This window comes from Pseudomonas sp. R3-57 (assembly GCF_051132065.1).
Classification (GTDB): Bacteria; Pseudomonadota; Gammaproteobacteria; order Pseudomonadales; family Pseudomonadaceae; genus Aquipseudomonas.
This window is the reverse complement of the sequence record NZ_CP071655.1, coordinates 2,837,102-2,853,593: the sequence shown is the minus strand read 5'-3', so window position 1 is coordinate 2,853,593 and position 16,492 is coordinate 2,837,102. Positions and strand designations below refer to the sequence as shown.

The following is a 16,492-nucleotide window of genomic DNA, read 5'->3' as shown; positions in this document are numbered from 1 at the left end:
GCTGCTTCCTTGTCTGTCAGTGGGCGCGCGCGGCTTGCGGCGCGTCGAATTGAGTTTTGTAGAGATCGTCACCGAAGCCTTGAGCCAATTCATCGAACTTGACCCGCGCACTGCCTGCGAAGGGCTGGCGGATTTTCATCACCTCGGCGACGTCGATGTTTTCGTAGGCCGTGAGGATCTGCTTGGCGACGCCGTACATCTGTTGATTCTTGGCTGAACATTGCTGCACTTGTGTGTCACGTTCGCTCAATTGCGCCTCAAGCCTGGCGCGTTCCGCCTCTTTACCCCGGGCCATGACCAACAAATCGTCATAGGCCTTCTTGAACTTGCCGGTCTGCTCGACGCTGGCCGCCACTTGCGCCTGCGCCTGGCTGTGCAGGCTCTGTTGCTGGCCGGCGAGCTGTTCGGCAAGGCCTTGGGCCTTGGCCAGCTCCGCCGTCAGCTGCTTGATCTGCGCCTGCGCCGCCTTGGCTTCGTTCTGCGCCGCCAGTTGCGCGGCGCTGGCCTGGGCCTGCTGACTTTGCAGGGCCTGAAGCTGCTGGGTGGTGCTGCGCAATTGCGTGCGCAGGCGTTCTTCCATGCCTTCGGCATTCACGCCAGTGGCGATCAACAGGCCGAGCCCGAGCAACACGAATCGCGATTTCATAAGCCTCTCCCGGCGCTTTAGAAGCGCGTGTTGATCTCAAGCTGCAAGACGTCGATGTCGAACGGCGCGCCGTACACCGCCTCGGTGCTCATCCAGCGACCGGTGGCGTACACGTTCTTCGCCAGACCGTAGTTGCCGCCGAGGAAATAGCCCTTGGCGTTAGTGCCGCCGAGGTGGAACGACGAGTCGTTGAAGCCGTCCGGCAAGGCGTCCGGCTGGATGTATTTGTAGCCAGCGAACATGTTCCAGTCGCCCTGCTTTTTCAGGTCCAGCGCGCTGCCGAGGGTGAACTGCACCATCCACGCATTGGCGCCGCTTTCGATGTCGCCGTTGCTGTCTAGGTTATTGACGATCTGCCCCGCCGAACGCCTGCGCATGTCGCCCTCGTTGTAGGCAAGGTTGTGGATGTAGTTGCCCTGGCTGCGCAGTTTGAAATCTTCCGGCAGGTCGGCATCCCAGACCACGTTGAGATCGAGCAGATTGAACTCCGATGCGAGGCCGACAAATTGCGGTTGCGGCGTGGTCGTCGGGTTAAGCGGGTTCGGCGTGATGTCGCGCAGCAGGAACACGCTGTTGCCCTTCTGCATGAACGCCGCGCGGCTGCCGTCGCTGTCGCAGCCGGGCGCGCCGGCCCACGGTTCGCAAGGTGCCGAGCGCTGGCCTTCGATGTCGTCGAAGCGGTAATAGGCCAATGCGCCCTTCAAGCGGTGATTGCTGTTGATCGCCCATTTGGCGCCGATCTGCGCACCGTACAGCCACTTGTTGTCGCTCTCTTCCTTGTCGAAGCCGTTGCTGCTGGCGGTGTCGTTGGTGTAGTCGACCGGGAACGCGCCGACGGTGCCGAACACGCCCCAGTCACGGTTGAGCTTGTGATCGAACAGCGCTGCGACGCCGTCGAAATTCAAGTCATTGGAATACAGCATGTCGGTGGACATGAACGGGTTGGCAAAGCGCCCGCCGGTCAGGGTCAGCTCATCGGTAGGCTTCCAGTTCAGGTAACCCTGATCGAGCCAGATGTCCTTCTTGGCGAAACCGCCACCGAGGTTTTGCGTGGTCGAGACCGGGTTGTTGTCCGAGCCGGTGCCGATGCGAATGCCTGCGGTCCATTGCGGCGAGATCTCGGCTTTCATGCCCAGCCGCGCGCGAATGCGGAACTGGTTGGTGCGGTCTTCGCGGGTATTGAGCAGCGGCGGCAGGCTGGTGCTGCTGTTGGGATTGACGTCGTACGGGCCGTTGTTGTTGAGCTTGGCAAAGTCGACGATCTCATTGCTGTTGCTGTCCGAGTAGTAACGCGATTCGTTGCGCAGGCGGATATCACCGTCAAAGCTGATGCGCGCGGCCCATTCCGGAAAGGAATTCGGCGCCGCCCAGTTTTCCTGTTTGGCGGTGGCCATGACCTCGGCTTTGACCTGATCGCGAATCTGATCACGCACCGCCGCCGGCACGTACTGCACCCGGACATCGCCCGGGGCGGCGACCGGTCCGGCCGCCACCGTCGTGGTCGCGGCAGCCTGCCTGGCCTGGGCAGCTTCGTTCTGCGCCTGAGCGATCAACGCATCGGCCTTGTCCTGTTTCAAAATGCCCTGCTCGACCAGCAAGCGGATCAGATTGATCGTGGCGTTCTCCGAGGGCGCCGGCGCGGCCACGGCCTGACCGACCAGGGTCGCAACGACCATGCCGACCGCCAGGGACAATCGATTCACATTGGAAATCATCTGCACACAACTCCTTTTGGCCAAGCTTGAAAGCTTGGCAATAAACAGGCTGGGTTAACCCGGACGCCGTCCTTGCAGGGACAGGCGCACGGGCAAAGTGATCGAGGCCGGAGGCCGTTCGCTGAGGGCCGGCGCGCCACGCAGCGCGGCCAGCACCTGGGTATCGATTTGCGGGTTGCCGCTGGACTTGATCAGCTCGACGCGGGTGATCTCGCCGACGCTGCTCAGCCACACATCCGCCTGCAGCGAGAACGCGAGGTTGCGCAGCTCGGGGTTTTCGCGCAGCAAACGCTGGAAGGTGAACGCGAGGAACTGGCTGTAGGTGCTGGTACCCAAACGCCCTCCGCCGGCCCCGGCCATGCCGCCGCCCTTGCCCGCGCCGATGTTGAAGGCGTCGTTGCCGCTTTGCGCATCACCGTCCATTTGCATCGGGTTGGCCAGATCGTCCGCCGGCGATGGCGGCGCTTCTTCCTCGGGCTTGACCTCTTGCGGCTCGGGCGTTGGCTCCGGCTCGACGACTTTTTCTTCCACCGGGGTTTCCGGCTCCGGCGGCTTTTCCGGCGGCGGGGGTGGCGGTGGCGGCAACGGAATGATCGTCGGCACCTTCGGCGCTTCGCGGCGCACGCCGGCCATGTCGTTGGCCCACTGCCAGAGGAACCACGCAGCCAGTGCAGCGATGAGCAAACCGGCGCCCCACTTGGCATAGCGCAGCGGCGACTTCTTCACCGGCAAGGGCTCGATCGGAAGTTGTGCAGTCATGACTCAGCCCTGACTCGGTTTGCCGGTGACGAGACCGACCTGGGACAGTTCGAGCCGGCGCAACAGATCCAGCACTTCGATGACTTTCTGGTACTGCACCGTCGCATCGCCGCGCACGATCACCGGGAAATCCGGGCCCTGCGCTTTCTCGATGCGCAGGCGCTCTTCCAGCTCGGCGAGGGTCACCGGGTAGGCATCGAGAAACACCTGACCGCCGTCATTCACCGAAATCGCCTTGGTCTTGGCCTCCGACAGCGACACCGAGGCGCTGGCCTTGGGCAGGTTGATCTGGATCCCGGAGACCTGCGCGGTGGCGGTGAGGATGAACATCACCAGCACCACCATCAGCACGTCGACCAGCGGCGTGATGTTGATGCTGTCCACTGCGGCATCTTCGTCATCGTCGTGGGAGGCATTTACGGACGCCATGTCAGTGCTCCTCAGGCCGGTACGGAATGGTTGGCGTGATGGCCGCGCGCATGCGTGGACTCACTGAACTGGCTCTCGCCGTGCATCTCCGCCAGACGGGTGATGAACTCGTCGACGAACACGCGCATGTCGGCGCTGACTTCCTTGTTGCGGGTGATCAGGCGGTTGTAGCCAAACAGCGCCGGGATCGCGACGAACAGGCCCATGGCGGTGGCGAGCAATGCCGCGGCCATGCCCGGTGCGATCGCATTGATGTTGACGTCACCGGCCATCGCCGTGCCGAGGAACACCACCATGATCCCCAGCACCGTGCCGAGCAGGCCGATGTACGGGCCGCCAGCGATGGCGTTGGACAGGGTCGAGAGTTTCGAACTCAGTTGCTGGTTTTCACGGGTGCGCACGCCGTCCATCGAGCAGCGGATGGCTTCGATGGTCGCGGCAGACACCGACGAGGTATCGGCGCCCTGCTCGCGGCGGGTACGGATTTCTTTAACCGCCACCAGGTACAGGCGCCACAGCGAAGAATGCTGCAGGCGCTGGGCAAGTTGCGCGTCGTCAGCGAACATTTCCAGACGCGTGCCGACCTTGGAGAAATGCGTGCGGAAGTCTTCGTTGGCTGCGGTAACGCGGCTGAGGGTGCGGTTCTTGCGCAGCATGATGATCCACGACTGGAACATCATCAGCACCAGCACGGCGATGATCACCCAGGCGTCCACCGGCACCGCATTGAGCAGGAAACCGAGGCTGCCAAAACCGAATCCGGACTGTTCTTCATCGACGCCGTACGCCACCAGTTTCGACTCGGCGCCCTGCGAAGTGGCGTCGGCCAACAGCAGCGCGGCCGGACGGGCGACTTTCGACAGGCGCAGTTCATCGATAGCGCCTACGAACGGCTGGAACGGCCCTTCATGCAGATCGGCACCGATGGCCATGACCGAGTTGAACGCCGGCAGCGCCTGGGCCAACGCAGCGCTCTCGCGACCATTGATGTACAGGGTGACTTTCGAACCCTCGGCGGTCAGCGCGACGTGTTGCCATTGCGCTGGCGTCAGCGCCTGGGTGGCAGCGGCGCGCTGGCCATCGATTTCCACGAACGGCAGACCTTGGCTAACGCCGATCAGCAGACTTTGCGAACCTTCGCGACGAGCCAGAATCAGTTGCTCGCCACTGGCCTGATCCAGACGCAGCCAGGCGCTGAAGGTGAACGCGCTGCCAGCGTTGTGCTGCAGCGACGGACTGGCCGGCAGCAGCAACGGCTGACCGCTGAACTGCAAGGCACGCCCTACTACGCCGTCAATCGCCGCGCCGGTCGCGCTTTGTGCAGTGTTGCCGTAAGCGGTAGTGTCTTTGGCCGGGGTGCCGGCGGCGCCGTCGAAATGGTAGAGCGCGGTGTAATTCGGGTCGAAGGTCAGCTGGCCGTTGCCGGTCGCCGGCGCCTTCTGGTTGCCGTAATACATCCAGATGTCCTGACGCTGCCCGCCCTCGACATTCGGCACGTCAACCCAGATCAGCGCCATGCCCATCAGCGCGTCGAAGCTTTCGATCTGATGGTTGAGCACGGTTTTGTCATCGGCGGCGACAAAGCGCAGGTCGGAGCCATCCTCCTTCACGCCGTCGAAGGTGAAGTTGCCGGTGTGCAAACGCACCAGCAGCGCCGTGCGACCGAGCGCCTGATTGATCGCCGCGCCCTGCGGCGTGGTGTCGACGGCGATCTGTTTGCGGTAATGCCAGTCGTCCTGCCACCAGGCCTGGGCCATGGCCGGGAGCACGAAGCCCAGGCAGATCAACAGGGAAAGAATGAGGCGCTGCATGAAAAGTGCTCCTGGTTAGAAAGTGGCCTGAAGGTTGAAGTGCAGGCGCGATTCCTGTTTCGAGGTGTTCGGCCCTTCGAGTAGCGGGTAGCCCCAGTCGAGGCTGCCGGACAGCCATTTACTCAGGCTGGCGCGGGTGCCGAGGCCGACACTGGCCAGGGCGTAATTGGCGTCCTGATCCGGCAGTTCGTCGCGCAGATAGAGTTGCGCGCCTTCGGCAAAGGCATAGAAGCGCCAGTCCTGCATCCAGGTGCCGGCGAACTTCGCCAGCGACGGCGTGCGCAGTTCCTGACTGAGCAGGTAACCGTCATCCGCGGTGCGTTCGGCAGCCAGATAGCCGCGCACTGAAGTCGCACCACCGGCGGAGAATTGTTCGTTGGAAACCAGTGGGCCCGAGGCCAATTGGAACGCTGCCTTGGTCGCGCTCTGCCAATCGCTGTCGAAGGTCCAGGTGTAGTTGGTGTCGCCCTTGAGCACGGCGAAACTCGGTTTGGCGCGGTAGCGTTTGTAGTCGAAATCTTCGTCGGAACTGCCGTAGCCGAAAATGCTGCGCGTGGCCGCGACGAGGCTCAAACCGAGGCCGAGCTGGCTTTTTTCGCTGTAGCGATAGCCGTTGTAGGCGAAGGTGAACGGCGCGTATTGCAGCGGGACTTTGTCGCTCTCGCCGGACAGGGTCAGGCGCTCGTCGAAGTCCTTGAAGTCGATACCGGCCGACAGCGAATTCGACCAGTTGCCGCTCGACGGCAGCGTATAAATCGCCGAGACGCCGTAGCTGTGGCCCTTGCCGAGCACGTTGCTGCCACCGATGGTGGCGACGTTGCTGTCGGACTGATAACCGGAGAATTGCACACTCCAGCGCTCGGTCAGCGGCGCGGTGTAGGAGCCCGACCAGACTTTGGCGTTGTCGGTTTCCTGCGGCGCGGTGAAGAACGTCAGGTTGACGCTGTGGCCGAGCTGCCAGAGGTTGTTGTAGCCGAGGCTGGTGACGGTGCGCAGCTTTTCGGTGTCGGCGCTGTAATCGTTGTTGAGGCCGACGCTGGCGGTCCACGGGTTCTGGTCCTCCACCTGCAAATCGACGTCCATGGTGCCGGGGCGCTGACCTTCGCGCACCAGCGGCATCACTTGGCGCCCCGGGGTCTTGTTGAGCTGCGCCAGTTCGCCTTGGACTTTGGCGAAGTCCGGCACCTCGCCTTCCTTCAACGCCGGCACGTTGTCGCGAATGTCCAGTGGCGAATAGTGCTTGGCGCCGACCACACGCACCCGGCCAACCTTGGTTTCGCTGACTTGCAGATAGACGATGCCGTCAGCCACGGCTTGTTCCGGCAGCTCGACGAACACCGACTGATAACCGCGCTCCTGATAAGCCTTCTGCAACGCGTCGCGCGCACCTTCGATATCGCTGAGGGCTTTTTGCGGGCCGAGAAACGGATACACCGCTTCCTCGATCGCCCGCGCATCGAGCACGGTATTGCCACGCACGAAGTATTCGTTGACGTCGACCAGACGCGGCGCGGCGGCGTTGGCTGCGCCCTCTTCGGCCAGCACCGGCTGCACGCCCGCCGCCACCAGCAGCCAGCAGCACAGCGCCAGCCGCGACTTGAAAATCGGTTCCACACTACCCCCTGAATTCGCGATGACCTGTTGGCGCTACAGCGCCCGGTGTGTTGCCGCGGTTAGTTGCCGACGTGCGGGGCGCAGGCATGTTTGCCCAGCCAGGTGTGCAACAGCGCGAAGTTCAATGAGAACTCGGGCATTTGCAGCAAGGCACCGCAGAACACTTCGCCGATGATTTTCTGGATGAGCAGCACCGCACGCGGCTCGTTGAGCAGCGTGGCGATGTCGCGACTGAGGGCGCTGAAGCTCCAGACCTTCTGGTTCAGACCGAGGCCGACGAACCAGCGGAACAGCAGGTTGTAATTGAGCTGTTCGTAGAGCTGCTGTTCGCTCGGCACCGAATACAGCAGTTGCAGAAGCAGGATGTGCATCACCGTTTGCGCCGGAATCAACATGCCCGGCTCGGCATTCAGGTCGTGCAGGAGTTCGCGGTGGGCATCGAGCAGATCGTCGATCTGCGGGCGCAGCAAAACCAGCGAATGCCCCGGCGGAATGTAACTCGACACCTCTTTCAAAGCGCCCTGCCAGTCATCCTGCGAAACAATCCAGACCCACGGCGCGCCGTAGCGATACACCGACACCGGCTTCTTGCGCGCCGCCTCGACGATCTTCGACAAGCGTTGATCGAGCTCCTGCATGCCCACTTTCGAATAGCGTTCCATAGTCCCCATTGCCTCACTCCCGGCGTCCCGCCTCGGCTTGCAAAGTGCACCCCGAAGGGCCCCTCAAGCGCGTTACATAGGCATGACCGGACTGGCTATGTGCTACCGAACTTTTGTCATGAAAGCTTCATTAAGGGAGATGGGTTGGCGGGGATTTTTCAAGTGTACGAGAAAGAAATGTGGGAGCCAGCCTGCTGGCGATAGCAACCGCTCAGTCAGCCAAATCCGGCTGACACACCGTCATCGGGACGGCTTTCACAGTTTCTACTTTGTCATGTGTGATCGGCTTTGTTCCGGCGCGGATTGGGCAGATCAAACCAACCATGCACTACGATATCTGGATGCCCTGCACCGGGATCATCTTTTGTTAATTTCATTTTCATATTGAACGCCCCACGCACTTTTACCCCCTTGTTATCTATCCTCCTTGCCAGTCAATCGCCACCACAGCTGTGCCTACAATTTGGTCTTGAGCCAAACACCCACTCTGTAAATATTGAATAAGCCAAAAGAATAAACTTGTCCACTGTCAGGCTTTACAGTAGATAACATGAAATATTCATGTGTGTCCGGACCAAAAAGCGCATTGGCTCCTTGGTGACTGCAACAAAGATAATCAGAAACGGAAAAAGGCATTCCCCAAATGTTTCATCAGGTCCATAGAAGTCAGGAACCGCAACACAGCCAGCATTCGAGCTTAGGCACCGAAACAAGCGGAGAGAATTATGCGGGTTTCTAGATTTTATAAGGGGTAAAACGTCACAAATAGGCGACTCAGCGGGTAATCCCGCGAGTGCCATGCTGTAACTCAGTCACTACTCAGCACAGCACCATTAAAGCGACATGTAGTTCGTCTACGTTTCTCGCCTATTGGTGATTTCAAATCAGGCTGGTTTTTCATTCAAAAGAAAGAATCCGCTGATTTTCAGCCTTTCTGGCCCAGGAGGAACATTCCCTGGGATTATCTTCATAACCAGATTGAACATACCAATGGTTGCTCTGGGCGATTCTTCATAAGAAACGGTTACCGAACCCGACTCGACACTGTATTGAAAATCATACATATCGCTCCAGTCATCATACTTCACTTCAACCAAGTCTCTTGCATCCGATGTTACATACGAATCTTTTCTCGGAAAAGTCAAGACAAAACGCTTTTTTGGCTCCATAGTGCCACCGACACCCTCAGCCACGATAACAGTAAACCCGCTATCCAAATCAGAGAAAATCAGATGATCGGGTCTGATGATCCCGCGCAGGTCGGTTTTCACCTTAAACAAGCCAGTTGCATTAGAGCTGGTCACTTCATCGTCAGTAGTCATTTTAATCATCCTGAATGAATTTGCCTTTCAATCGGTACCAAAAATTACTTTGGCGTAACATAGTTGAATCCACGCGCACATACTGTCAACTGTCAGACCTTACAGTAGACAAAACAAGTATTTTATGATCCATCAATATTAAGAACCAGAGTCCGCATCGCTAAACTCGAAGCGTAAGGCCACTTACAATAAAATTATTATTCGTGCGTCGTCAGCTATAGACAGACCAAGTGTCGATAGCGCTGGAATGCCGCACCGCCAACGAATCACTCAGGAAGTGGCTGCCCCTCTACCCTGCACCTCGGCGTGACATTCGCATGACATTCGCGGGTTTAAATGGCGGCGCATTCAGGCGTATAACCTGTACAGACTTTTTGAGCTGCATGCAGACATCAACACGGGGTAGCGACATGACCACAGCAAACATCCTTGGCAATCTTTTCCCTTCTGTCAGCGACATCCCGGAAAAATACCGTCTCGACGCTCAGGTCGAGCAGCGCGAATACCTCGTCGACGGTGAATTGCGTCGCTGGGACGGCCCGCTCGCGCAAGTGCGCAGCCCGATCTATCTGCAGGGCGCCAACGGCGACGAACAAGTGATTCTCGGCAGCACGCCACTGCTCGACGCTGAAACCGCCCTCACCGCCCTCGACGCTGCCGTTCGCGCCTACGACCGTGGTCAGGGTCTGTGGCCAACCATGCGTGTGGCCGAGCGCATCCAGCATGTCGAAGCGTTCCTGCGGCGCATGCGCGAACAACGCGAAGCCGTGGTGAAACTGCTGATGTGGGAAATCGGCAAGAACCTCAAGGACTCTGAGAAAGAGTTCGACCGTACCTGTGACTACATCGTCGACACCATCAATGCACTCAAGGAACTCGACCGCCGCTCCAGCCGTTTCGAGCTGGAACAGGACACCCTTGGCCAGATCCGCCGCGTGCCACTCGGCGTCGCCCTGTGCATGGGCCCTTATAACTATCCGCTGAACGAAACGTTCACCACGCTGATTCCGGCGCTGATCATGGGCAACACCGTGGTGTTCAAACCGGCCAAGCTCGGCGTGCTGCTGATCCGCCCGTTGCTCGAAGCCTTCCGCGACAGCTTCCCCACCGGCGTGATCAACGTGATCTACGGCAGCGGCCGCGAAACCGTCAGCGCGCTGATGGCCAGCGGCAAGATCGACATCTTTGCGTTCATCGGCACCAACAAAGCCGCCAGCGACCTGAAAAAACTGCATCCCAAGCCGCACCGCTTGCGTGCCGCGCTGGGTCTGGACGCGAAGAACCCCGGCATCGTCCTGCCGGAAGTCGATCTCGATAATGCGGTCAGCGAAGCGCTCACCGGCTCGCTGTCGTTCAACGGTCAACGTTGCACCGCGTTGAAAATTCTCTTCGTCCACGAAGACGTGGTCGACAGCTTCATCGAAAAATTCAACGCAAAACTGGCCACGCTGAAACCGGGCATGCCGTGGGACAGTGGCGTGGCGCTCACGCCGCTGCCGGAGTCGGGCAAGGTTGATTATCTGCACGGGCTGGTCGCCGATGCGCGCAGCAAGGGTGCCGAAGTGGTCAACCCGCAGGGCGGCGAGGCCCGCGCGTCATTCTTCTACCCAGCAGTGCTGTACCCGGTGAACCCGCAGATGCGCGTCTATCAGGAAGAACAGTTCGGCCCGGTGGTGCCGATCGTGCCGTACCGTCACCTCGATACCGTCATCGACTATGTGCTGGAATCGGACTTCGGCCAGCAGCTGAGCATTTTCGGCACCAACCCGGTGGCGGTCGGTCGGCTGGTCGATACGTTTGCCAACCAGGTCGGGCGGATCAACCTCAACGCGCAGTGCCAGCGCGGCCCGGACACCTACCCGTTCAACGGACGGAAGAATTCCGCCGAAGGCACGCTGTCGGTTCACGATGCGTTGCGGGTGTTTTCGATCCGTACGCTGGTGGCGACCAAGTTCCAGGAGAGCAACAAAGATCTGATCAGCGAGATCATTCGCGGGCGTGACTCGAGTTTCCTGACCACCGACTACATCTTCTGATCCACGGTCATCGGGCCTGATCCAGGTCAGCGAGCGTCAGGCCAATCAGTGGCTACACTGATGCCAGCACTGTGCTGGATGCAGGGAACTGGATCATGCTCGATTACTTCGCGTTAGGCGTGTTGGTGTTTGTTGGGCTGGTGCTGTTCTACGGGATCATCGTCCTGCACGACATTCCCTACGAAATCGCCGTGCACCGGAATCACCCGCATCAGGATGCGATCCATGCCACGGGCTGGGTCAGTCTGTTCACGTTGCATGCGCTCTGGCCGTTTTTGTGGATCTGGGCGATGGCCTATCGTGAAGATCGCGGCTGGGGTTTTGGTGACGGCAAGTCGGTACAAAACCATGTCACGCGTCTGGAACAACAAGTGGTCGAGTTGCAAGGGCGCCTTGAGCGACTTGAAGCGCTGACGCCCACTGCCGCGCCCGCCCCGCATAACCGGGAGGGCTGAGGCTCATGGACCTGTTGTTGATCCTCACTTATGCCGCGTTCTGCGTCGCCCTGTTCAAGATCTTTCGCATTCCGTTGAACAAATGGACCGTGCCCACCGCCGTGCTGGGCGGCATCCTGCTGATCGGCGCATTGATCTTCACCATGAACTACAACCACCCGTACTCGGAGGTGGCGCGCACTTACTTCGTTTCAGTGCCGGTGATTCCAGTCGTCAGCGGCCAGGTGATCGACGTGCCGGTGAAGGGAAACGAGCCGCTGGAAAAAGGCGATGTGCTGTTTCGCATCGACCCCACACCGTTTGAAAACCGGGTGAAATCGCTGAAAGCGCAATTGGTCGCGGCCAAAGGTGATCGCTATCGCATCACCGAACTGATCCGGCGCAACTTCGGCACCCAGCGTGAACTGGATGCCGCCATTGCTCGAACCGATGATTTGCAGGCGCAACTGGATAACGCGCAATTCGAACTGGACAACACCACCGTCCGCGCGCCGAGCAAAGGCTTCGTCACCCACGTTTCGTTACGCCCCGGGATGATGGCGAGCAAGTTGCCGTTGCGTCCGTCGATGGTGTTCATTCCCGAGGAAGGTCAGTACTTTGCCGCGTGGATGCGCCAGAACAGTCTGCTGCGCCTGACTGTCGGCGACGAGGCGGAAGTGGCGTTCGACGGCGTTCCCGGCAAGGTCTTCGCCGGTCGGGTGAAAAATGTCATCGGCGTGATCGCCGAAGGTCAGGTGCAACCTTCCGGCACCCTGATCGGCTATACCGGTTCGCCACCGGCCGGACGGGTGCCGGTGATCATCGAGATCACCGATCCGGCCTTCGCCCAATACAGCAAACAAATGCCGGGCGGCGCTTACGGGCAGGCCGCGTTGTACAGTCAGCACTTCCACCATATCGGTGCAATGCGCAAAATCCTCCTGCGTATGGCAGCATGGATGAATTACATTTTCCCGTTCCACTGACCTGAACCGAAATGACGAGAGGCCTGCACTGAGTACTTACAGCACCCATCGACTTCCGCCCCTGTTGCGCCGGGTCTTGCGCCCCTTGCTCGACCCGTATCGCCGTTATCGCCACGCCCGCCTGATCCACGCAGTGCGCGTGGCCCTCGGATTGCTGGCGACGATTCTGCTGACCACGGGCATCAACCTGCCCCACGGCGAATGGGCCTCGGTGACCATGCTGGTGGTAATCGGCGGCTTGCAGCACCACGGCAATATCGGCAAGAAAGCCGCCGAGCGCGCCACCGGCACCCTGATCGGCGCGGCAGTCGGCCTGGCGCTGGTGGCGCAACACGCTTGGCTGGGGATGCCGTGGCTGACCTATTTTGCGATGGCCGTGGTCTGCGGATTTTTCTCCTATCACGCCATCGGCAAGGGCGGCTACACCGCACTGCTCTCGGCGATCACCGTGTTCATCGTTGCCGGGCATGGCGACAACCCGATCACCGATGGTTTGTGGCGCGGCGTCGATATTCTCATCGGCATTGCCCTTGCCCTGGCCTTTTCATTCGCCCTGCCGCTATACGCGGTGTATTCGTGGCGCTACAACCTCGCCGATGCGCTGCGCGACTGCGCCACGGTGTACGGACGCATCATCAGCGGCCAGCCAGTCAGTGCCGACGAGCATTTGCGTTTGATGAGCCGCCTCGGCGCAGTGATGGTGCAGTTGCGCTCGCTGATGCCGTCGGTGTCCAAGGAAGTGAAGATTTCCATGACCGAACTCGATGCGATCCAGCGCAACCTGCGCATGTGCATCAGTACGTTGGAAATCCTTGGCAACACCCGACCGGATGCCAACGATCCAGAGGCCATGGCGCATTTGCAATCAGCGCTGAAGGCCGAGCATCGGCAGATTCGCGTGCAACTGATCGGCATGGCCCGCGCCTTGAAAAGCGGCGCGACGAGTCGACTCGACAGGCCGCTGGAGTTGCCGGAGGCCAACCTCGAGGCGCCGGTCTACAGCGCACTGGACGGTTATCGCTTGTTGACCCGGCAACTGGCGGCCAACATCGGCGAGATGCGCCAGCGCCTGGCGAAATCCGCCCCGCGCTGGAACATCTGAGTTTACTGCGCGGCCAGTCGCCGCGCTTTGAACCCCCAGCCTTGCTGCATGCCGGCGGCGGCCAGCAGGATCGCCGCCACGCCCACCCATTGCAGGATTTCCAGGCGATGGCCAAAGGCGAACCAGTCAACCAGGATCGCGGCAATCGGGTAGATAAACGACAGTGCGCCGGTCAATGCGGTTGGCAACTTCTGAATCGCGCCGTACAGCAGCACATACATCAAACCGGTATGGACGATGCCCAGCGTCACCAGACTGGCCCAGGCGCCGGGTGCTTGCGGCAACGCGCTGAAATGCGCGAACGGCGCCAGCAGCAGAACCCCGGTGCACACCTGAATCAGCGCGATCAGATGCGGCGGCGTGCCGGTCAGGCGCTTGATGATCAGTGCGGCAATCGCATATAGCAACGCCGCGCCCAAGGCCAACGCGATGCCCAGCAGATAATCACTGCCACTCTCTCCTTGGGTGCCGTGGGCACTGACGATCGCCAGCATGCCCATGAACGAAATCGCCAGCCAGCACAGCTTTTGCACGGTGATCTTTTCGCCGAGAAACAACGCCGCCAAGCCGACCAGCATGAACGGCTGCACGTTGTACACCGCGGTGCCGATGGCGATCGACGCACGAGAGTAAGAGGCAAACAACAGCACCCAGTTGCCGACAATCGCCACGCCACTGAGCACCGCGAGCAAGAAAGTACCGCGGGTCAGAATGCCCGGGCGCAGGAAACCGAACGCTGCGCAGATCAACAGCAAGGTGCCGGCGCCGAACACGCAACGCCAGAACACCACGTCGAGCACCGGTTGCCCGGAGACCAATACAAACCAGCCGATGGTGCCTGATATCAGCATGGCGGCGGTCATTTCCAGCGAGCCGCGACGCAAGGTTGTGTCCATGTTCATTCTCCCGAAGGGTTGGCGAAAGCATGGCAAAAGTATGCCAAGCGCGCCGGGCGCCGCTCCAGCGCAAAAGACAGGCTAAACTGCGGATCTGCCTTTTTTATCGAGGGTCATTCGTTGAAATGGCCTAATAGCGGAGTTGGCCCATGACTGACGATATCGATCAGGTCCTTATTGCTGCCTTGATGGAAGACTCGCGCCGCTCGCTCAAGGCGTTGGCGCAGATCAGCGGATTGTCCTCGCCCAGCGTCGCCGAGCGCTTGCGCCGCCTCGAAGAACGCGGCGTGCTCAAGGGCTACACCGTCGAGATCGACCCGAAGCATTTTGGCTATCAATTGCAGGCGATCGTCCGGGTGCGGCCGCTGCCGGGGCAGTTGCAGGAGGTGGAGCGGCAGATCCTCTCGATCCCTGAATTCACCGAGTGCGACAAGGTGACCGGCGAAGACTGCTTTATTGCGCGCTTGCATGTGCGTTCGATGGAACAGCTGGACACCCTCCTCGACCGGCTCAATACCCTGGCGGAAACCAACACGGCGATCGTCAAGAAAACCCCGGTCAAGCGCCGCTTGCCGCCGATGGCCTAGATGCTTTCTGCCGTTGTTCGGCGTAGATTGTGATTTTTTCGCGGCTAAGGACTGGCGCTATGAAAATTCAGGCAATGCTGCTGGCAGCCATACTGCTCGGCGGTTGCGGCACGATTCAGACGGTGGCACGTAACGATCAGGCTGCCGTGGACGGGCTTAAGGAACAAAAAAGTTATTGCGGCGCAGTGCCGAGAATCTACAGCGGCCTCGCCTATGACTTCTGCACGCTCAACGCTCCCCTGGCCGCGGGCATTGACCCTGATGAGCACCGTAACGCGGCCATTCCGGTGGTACTGGTGGACGCCGTGGTCTCCGGCGCGCTGGATACCCTGTTGCTGCCTTACACGATCTATCGCCAGCAAGTGGATGGCAGCATCGTCATCAACTGAGCCGGCACTTTCCCGCAGCCAACAAAAAACCCGCCGAAGCGGGTTTTTCGTTATTACATCATTGCTATCAGTCGTCGCGGCTCATGATGCCGAACAGTTGCAGCAGGCTGACGAACAGGTTGTAGATCGATACATACAGGCTGATGGTGGCCATGATGTAGTTGCGCTCGCCGCCGTGGATGATGGCGCTGGTCTGGAACAGGATGCACACCGACGAGAACAGCACGAAACCTGCGCTGATCGCCAGTTGCAGGCCGCTGATCTGGAAGAAGAAGCTCGCCAGCGTGGCACCCAGCAACACGAAGAAACCGGCAGTGATGAAGCCACCGAGGAAGCTCATGTCCTTGCGGGTGATCAGCACGTACGCGGACAGACCACCGAACACCAGCGCGGTCATCGCGAACGCCGAGCTGACCACTTCAGCGCCGCCCTGCATGCCGAGGTAGCGGTTGAGGATCGGGCCGAGCAGGAAACCCATGAAACCGGTCAACGCGAAGGCCGACACCAGGCCCCACGCGGAGTCACGGAGTTTGTTGGTGAGGAAGAACAGCCCGTAGAAGCCGATCAGCACCACGAAGATATTCGGGTAGCCGACTCGCATCTGCTGCGCGACAAAAGCCATCACGCCGCTGAATGCGAGGGTGAGCGCCAGTAGGCCGTAAGTGTTGCGCAGGACGCGGCTAACCTCTAGCTGCTCAGCCTGCACGCTGTTATTAACTGCGTAATCCTGTTCGCGCATGGCGACACTCCTGTTGGTTTGAAACGTTCAGTCGCAAAGATCATAACAGACGCTCTGTAACAAGCCATGCAGAGAGTTTGACAGTGTGTTTCATTCAGGTATTATGGCGCCCGCAACGCAACGGAGGTGTGGCCGAGTGGTTTAAGGCAACGGTCTTGAAAACCGTCGACTGTAACAGGTCCATGAGTTCGAATCCCATCGCCTCCGCCATATTCTGTACCGACAAAGCCCTGATTATTTAGGGCTTTGTCGTTTCTGGGGTGCGAGATCTGGAGTTATCGCTCTCTGAATCATTTCCGCATCTTTTCGGCCATTCCCGCAGCCCTGCCTTCCTGACACCGTTACGTTCACGCTAGTCAAATCAC

The 16,492-nt window shown here is 59.9% G+C and carries 16 protein-coding genes and 1 tRNA gene; 7 read left to right on the top strand and 10 right to left on the bottom strand.

Annotation, left to right across the window (positions count from 1 at the left end; translation table 11 throughout):
* Positions 1-16: 16 nt before the first annotated feature.
* The 8 genes from J3P93_RS12945 to J3P93_RS12910 all read right to left on the bottom strand — a co-directional run bounded on the left by J3P93_RS12945 (position 17) and on the right by J3P93_RS12910 (position 8,958).
* Positions 17-646, bottom strand: coding sequence for a DNA repair protein (locus J3P93_RS12945; protein ID WP_434597966.1), 630 nt, complete (start codon positions 644-646; stop codon positions 17-19).
* Positions 647-663: 17 nt separating this feature from the next.
* Positions 664-2,361: a putative porin gene (locus tag J3P93_RS12940; RefSeq protein ID WP_434597964.1), complete on the bottom strand. Its 1,698-nt coding sequence runs from the start codon at positions 2,359-2,361 to the stop codon at positions 664-666.
* 54 nt (positions 2,362-2,415) lie between these two features.
* Positions 2,416-3,120, bottom strand: a complete 705-nt coding sequence (locus tag J3P93_RS12935; protein ID WP_434597962.1) for an energy transducer TonB family protein — start codon at positions 3,118-3,120, stop codon at positions 2,416-2,418.
* 3 nt (positions 3,121-3,123) lie between these two features.
* On the bottom strand, positions 3,124-3,549 hold the full coding sequence (locus tag J3P93_RS12930) for an ExbD/TolR family protein (protein WP_434597960.1): 426 nt from the start codon (positions 3,547-3,549) through the stop codon (positions 3,124-3,126).
* Between the two features lie 11 nt (positions 3,550-3,560).
* The gene (locus tag J3P93_RS12925) at positions 3,561-5,360 is read right to left on the bottom strand and encodes a DUF2341 domain-containing protein (protein WP_434597957.1); all 1,800 of its coding nucleotides are present in this window, start codon (positions 5,358-5,360) and stop codon (positions 3,561-3,563) included.
* A gap of 15 nt (positions 5,361-5,375) precedes the next feature.
* Positions 5,376-6,974 (bottom strand): ShlB/FhaC/HecB family hemolysin secretion/activation protein, encoded by a 1,599-nt coding sequence (locus J3P93_RS12920; RefSeq protein WP_434597955.1) that lies wholly within the window; start codon positions 6,972-6,974, stop codon positions 5,376-5,378.
* A 59-nt stretch (positions 6,975-7,033) separates the two neighbouring features.
* Entirely contained in the window at positions 7,034-7,645 is a 612-nt protein-coding gene (locus J3P93_RS12915) for a transposase (RefSeq protein WP_090283170.1), read from the bottom strand.
* A gap of 875 nt (positions 7,646-8,520) precedes the next feature.
* Positions 8,521-8,958, bottom strand: coding sequence for a hypothetical protein (locus tag J3P93_RS12910; RefSeq protein WP_434597953.1), 438 nt, complete (start codon positions 8,956-8,958; stop codon positions 8,521-8,523).
* A gap of 410 nt (positions 8,959-9,368) precedes the next feature.
* Here J3P93_RS12910 and J3P93_RS12905 point away from each other — a divergent pair, with 410 nt between their 5' ends.
* The 4 genes from J3P93_RS12905 (at position 9,369) to J3P93_RS12890 (ending at position 13,516) form a co-directional block, all read left to right on the top strand.
* On the top strand, positions 9,369-10,994 hold the full coding sequence (locus J3P93_RS12905) for an NADP-dependent glyceraldehyde-3-phosphate dehydrogenase (RefSeq protein WP_434597951.1): 1,626 nt from the start codon (positions 9,369-9,371) through the stop codon (positions 10,992-10,994).
* A 95-nt stretch (positions 10,995-11,089) separates the two neighbouring features.
* A complete protein-coding gene (locus J3P93_RS12900) occupies positions 11,090-11,449 on the top strand; it encodes a DUF3302 domain-containing protein (protein WP_434597949.1) in 360 nt (119 codons plus the stop codon).
* A 5-nt stretch (positions 11,450-11,454) separates the two neighbouring features.
* The gene (locus J3P93_RS12895) at positions 11,455-12,414 is read left to right on the top strand and encodes an HlyD family secretion protein (protein ID WP_434597947.1); all 960 of its coding nucleotides are present in this window, start codon (positions 11,455-11,457) and stop codon (positions 12,412-12,414) included.
* Positions 12,415-12,475: 61 nt separating this feature from the next.
* Positions 12,476-13,516: an FUSC family protein gene (locus tag J3P93_RS12890; protein WP_434598358.1), complete on the top strand. Its 1,041-nt coding sequence runs from the start codon at positions 12,476-12,478 to the stop codon at positions 13,514-13,516.
* Positions 13,517-13,518: 2 nt separating this feature from the next.
* Here the strand turns inward: J3P93_RS12890 and J3P93_RS12885 are convergent, their stop codons facing one another.
* Positions 13,519-14,412 carry a DMT family transporter gene (locus J3P93_RS12885; protein WP_434597945.1) on the bottom strand — a complete coding sequence of 298 codons (894 nt, stop codon included), beginning with the start codon at positions 14,410-14,412 and terminating at the stop codon, positions 13,519-13,521.
* 149 nt (positions 14,413-14,561) lie between these two features.
* On the opposite strand from J3P93_RS12885, the gene J3P93_RS12880 reads away from it, so the two are divergent.
* Positions 14,562-14,999: an Lrp/AsnC family transcriptional regulator gene (locus J3P93_RS12880; RefSeq protein ID WP_434597942.1), complete on the top strand. Its 438-nt coding sequence runs from the start codon at positions 14,562-14,564 to the stop codon at positions 14,997-14,999.
* Positions 15,000-15,058: 59 nt separating this feature from the next.
* On the top strand, positions 15,059-15,388 hold the full coding sequence (locus tag J3P93_RS12875) for a YceK/YidQ family lipoprotein (RefSeq protein ID WP_434597940.1): 330 nt from the start codon (positions 15,059-15,061) through the stop codon (positions 15,386-15,388).
* 67 nt (positions 15,389-15,455) lie between these two features.
* Here the strand turns inward: J3P93_RS12875 and J3P93_RS12870 are convergent, their stop codons facing one another.
* The gene (locus J3P93_RS12870) at positions 15,456-16,127 is read right to left on the bottom strand and encodes a Bax inhibitor-1/YccA family protein (protein ID WP_008006561.1); all 672 of its coding nucleotides are present in this window, start codon (positions 16,125-16,127) and stop codon (positions 15,456-15,458) included.
* A 122-nt stretch (positions 16,128-16,249) separates the two neighbouring features.
* Here J3P93_RS12870 and J3P93_RS12865 point away from each other — a divergent pair.
* A tRNA-Ser gene (locus tag J3P93_RS12865) sits at positions 16,250-16,337 on the top strand.
* Positions 16,338-16,492 lie beyond the last annotated feature (155 nt).